The organism is Phytoactinopolyspora endophytica (assembly GCF_004138495.1).
Lineage (GTDB): Bacteria > Actinomycetota > Actinomycetes > Jiangellales > Jiangellaceae > Phytoactinopolyspora > Phytoactinopolyspora endophytica.
In genome coordinates this window covers 35,603-39,018 of sequence record NZ_ML142852.1, presented here as the reverse complement: position 1 = coordinate 39,018, position 3,416 = coordinate 35,603, and the positions used below count along the sequence as shown (strand labels likewise).

Here is a 3,416-nt window from a genome sequence, read left to right as displayed (position 1 = left end):
TGTGGCCCGGCTGGGCTCGAGCCTGGCGAATCCCATCCCCCAATCCACGCGAGCTCTCGAATTTGGGGTCAGCGTGTGATTTTCGCCGTCCTTGAGTGGGATCATGGGAGTGTAGGACGAGCGAGGAGGACGCGATGGCCAGCCCGGTGCCGGGACTACCCACGGGCCTTGTGGTCGGGACGTATGACGAGTATCCCGACGCGCAGCGCGCCGTTGACTACCTGGCGGAGCACAGGTTCCCCGTGGAGCACCTCGCGATCGTGGGCACCGACCTCCGCCAGATCGAGCGTGTCACAGGCCGGATGACCTGGGGAAAGGCATTGCTCGGCGGGCTAGCCACCGGTGCGTGGCTGGGCCTCTTCGTCGGGCTTCTGCTGAGTCTTTTCACCGACGAGGCCTGGGCGCAGATCGTGGTGATGAGTGTGGCCTGGGGCGCCATATTCATGATGGTCTTGGGTGCCGTCGGCTATGCGTTCACCGGAGGTCGTCGTGACTTCACCTCGAAGAGCGTGATCGTCGCCGGCCGGTATGAAATCTACTGCCAACATCAGCACGCCGAGGACGCGCGGAACCACCTGGCGCGGTTGTCGTTGCGGACGGGCTGAGCGAGAGCGTCGACGCGCATCCCGCCCTACGCGTGCCTGGTCGCTGAGAAGTGCTTGACGGAGACGGCCAAACCGTGGACCGTCGACGACGTGAAGGGTGAAATGAGCTGCCCGCGCTGTGGCGCCTCTCCACAGCCGCCAGGGGCGTGGTCGAACCGCTGGACCTGCAGCCAACACGGGGCCATCTTCCCGCTTTCGCCGGTGGTCACGCCGAACTCACTTCTCACCCGCCAGCTGTGCAAGCGCTCCGACGTTCCGTTGTGGTTGGTATGGCCGCTCATCCGCGGCTGGGTCATTGGTGCGGTGCTCTCCGCGGGTGACGAGGCCTCCGGAGTGCAGGCGACGGCGGTGGCCGTCAGCGGTCCGAATCCGTTCGGCGGCGCCGCGGATCTGGTGCTGGTGGCCGAGGAACAGGGAGTCGGTCTGGGCGCGGGGCTGGCCGGCGTCGACGGTATCGACCCCGGTGATGCGGTCAAGGCCGAACCACAGGCTCGTGTGCAGGTGGAAGGGCGGTCCGTCCCGTTGTGGTGCGTGACCGGCCGTGCCGATTGCGCCGTCTACGCCGGGCACTGGGAAGGGCGCTGGCTGTGGGCGATCCTCAAGCCGCATACGGCCGGTGCGCTCCTCCTCGAGGATCTCGTCCTGGCCGACCTGCGCACGCTCGGTTCCGAGGCGGAGATGCTGCCGTATGGGGCGCCGCCTCCATGGCTGGCCGGATGGTCCGGATACGATCATTGAGCGATGACTGAGCAGCAGGCGTTCGACGGCATGCCGCGGCGGCTGTATCGGGCCACACCCACCCGGCTGACGACGTGGCTGGACTGTCCTCGCCGGTACCGGTTCAGCTACCTCGACCGGCCGCAACCTCCCAAGGGCCCGCCGTGGGCGCACAATACCCTCGGATCCGCTGTCCACAACGCACTTGCGCAGTGGTGGAGGTTGCCCGTGGAAGCAAGGACGGTTCCACGGGCGGGCTCGTTCGTCCGCGAGTACTGGTCCGCTGACGGATTCCGTGACGACGACCAGGCCGGACTGTGGCAGGAGCGTGCGCGGGAGATGGTGGAGCGTTATGTGACACAGCTCGACCCGTACGACGAGCCACGCGGTGTCGAGCGAACCGTGAGCACCGTTCATGACGGGGCGGCGCTCTCCGGTCGCGTCGACCGGCTGGACGAGCGTAGCGGTGAGCTCGTCGTCGTTGATTACAAGACCGGCCGTCATGTACTGACCACCGACGACGTCCGTTCCTCGCTGGCCATGGCGGTGTACGCGGCCGCGGCCTCACGTACGCTTCGCCGTCCGTGCCGCCGGGTGGAGCTGCATCACCTTCCGACGGGTGAGGTCGCTTACTGGGAGCACGACGACTTCTCGCTGCGCCGACATCTCGACCGTGCGTCTGACATCGCGGCGGAATGCTCCGATGCGGACACGTCCTTCCGCGCGGGGAAGGACCTCGACGAGGTGTTCCCACCGTCGCCGTCGCCGCTGTGTGGCTGGTGCGACTTCCGGCAGCACTGCCCCGAGGGAAAGGTCGCCACCTCCGATCGGCCCGGGTGGGCCGGACTCGCTGACTAACGGGCCGCGCAGAATGGGCGATGAGATCTCCAGGCGGCGGGTTACGCTCGGCGCGTATGAGCCCGGTTCCTCTGTGGCCCGGTTGGGCTTGAGCCTGGCGATCTCTTCGCCCATCCTGCGCGACTTCGCGCGGCCTCTTGAGCAGGCGGTCTCCCGCTGTCGCCGTCCCCGGGAACTTGATTATCCCTCTCAGACGTTTGAAGAGGCGGTATCGGTGGGAATGTCACTAGCGTGAAGATCGTTTTTCCCATCACGACGGCGCAGTAAGGAGAACGGATGCCCGGACGCTACGGAGTCCCCGATCGCTCCGTCAGGAGCGGCTCCAGTCGGGGCTCGCGGTCGTCCCGCCTTCTCCGATTCGTCGGTGTGGCACTCGGGGCCTCGTTGGTCACCGGGGGTGTGCTGGCCGTGGTCAGCGCCGGAAACGCGCCGGAGTCTCGTGGCGTCATGTCCGATGAGGGAGCGTCGTCAGAGCGGGAGGACGCCGCTGCCCTCGTCCGGGACCCCGACCATGTGTCGCGGTCCGACAGTCGTGAGCCCGGACGCCGTGTGCATGCCCTGCCGAAGCTGTTACCCGACCCGGTGGCGGAAGGGGAGCCCGGGGCGACCGAGGAAGCTGAGTCCTCCGCGCCCGAGAGCGACGAACCCGAGGCGACGGACGAGCCTGGGGAACAGGAGAAGGCGGACGAGGAACCAGAAGGCGGTTCCGAGGACGAGCCGGACCCGAACGAGAAACCCGAGGCCACGGCCTCCTTGCCGGACAACAGCGGCGAGGGCAGGCGTGTCGTCTTCGACATCACCGAGCAGCAGGTCTGGCTTGTGGAAGCGGGCGACGAGGTAGTCCGGAGCTATCCGGTATCCGGTAGCAAGGATGACGAGCTGGTGCCGGAAGGCACCTATGAAGTCTTCTCCAAGTCGATAGACGCGATCAGCTGGGACTACGAGTCGACGATGCAGTACATGGTCCGGTTCCACAGGGGTGAGAACTCGAACATCGGCTTCCACGACATACCGGTCTATGACGGCAGCGGCGACGCGGCCCAGACCCTGTCCGAGCTGGGAACGCCGCTCTCCGACGGCTGTGTGCGGCAGGACCCCGAAGACGCTGAAGCGTTGTGGGATTTCGCGCCGGTAGGGACGACGGTCGTCGTCGTCCGTACCTGATCCTCGTCGTCCATACGTGACCGACGACGTCGTCCGGCGCCTGCGTTCAAGCGGGCGCCGGACCGGAATCTC

At 66.9% G+C, this 3,416-nt stretch carries 4 protein-coding genes; all 4 read left to right on the top strand.

Annotated elements, in window-relative coordinates; translation table 11 throughout:
• Nucleotides 1-134 precede the first annotated feature (134 nt).
• The 4 genes from ELR45_RS08555 to ELR45_RS08540 all read left to right on the top strand — a co-directional run bounded on the left by ELR45_RS08555 (nt 135) and on the right by ELR45_RS08540 (nt 3,344).
• Nucleotides 135-605: a YflT domain-containing protein gene (locus tag ELR45_RS08555; protein WP_129665173.1), complete on the top strand. Its 471-nt coding sequence runs from the start codon at nt 135-137 to the stop codon at nt 603-605.
• 102 nt (nt 606-707) lie between these two features.
• The gene (locus ELR45_RS08550) at nt 708-1,343 is read left to right on the top strand and encodes a DUF6758 family protein (RefSeq protein ID WP_338069590.1); all 636 of its coding nucleotides are present in this window, start codon (nt 708-710) and stop codon (nt 1,341-1,343) included.
• 3 nt (nt 1,344-1,346) lie between these two features.
• A complete protein-coding gene (locus ELR45_RS08545; RefSeq protein ID WP_129665169.1) occupies nt 1,347-2,180 on the top strand; it encodes a RecB family exonuclease in 834 nt (277 codons plus the stop codon).
• Between the two features lie 366 nt (nt 2,181-2,546).
• Nucleotides 2,547-3,344 (top strand): L,D-transpeptidase family protein, encoded by a 798-nt coding sequence (locus tag ELR45_RS08540; RefSeq protein ID WP_129665166.1) that lies wholly within the window; start codon nt 2,547-2,549, stop codon nt 3,342-3,344.
• The last annotated feature ends 72 nt before the right edge of the window (nt 3,345-3,416 follow it).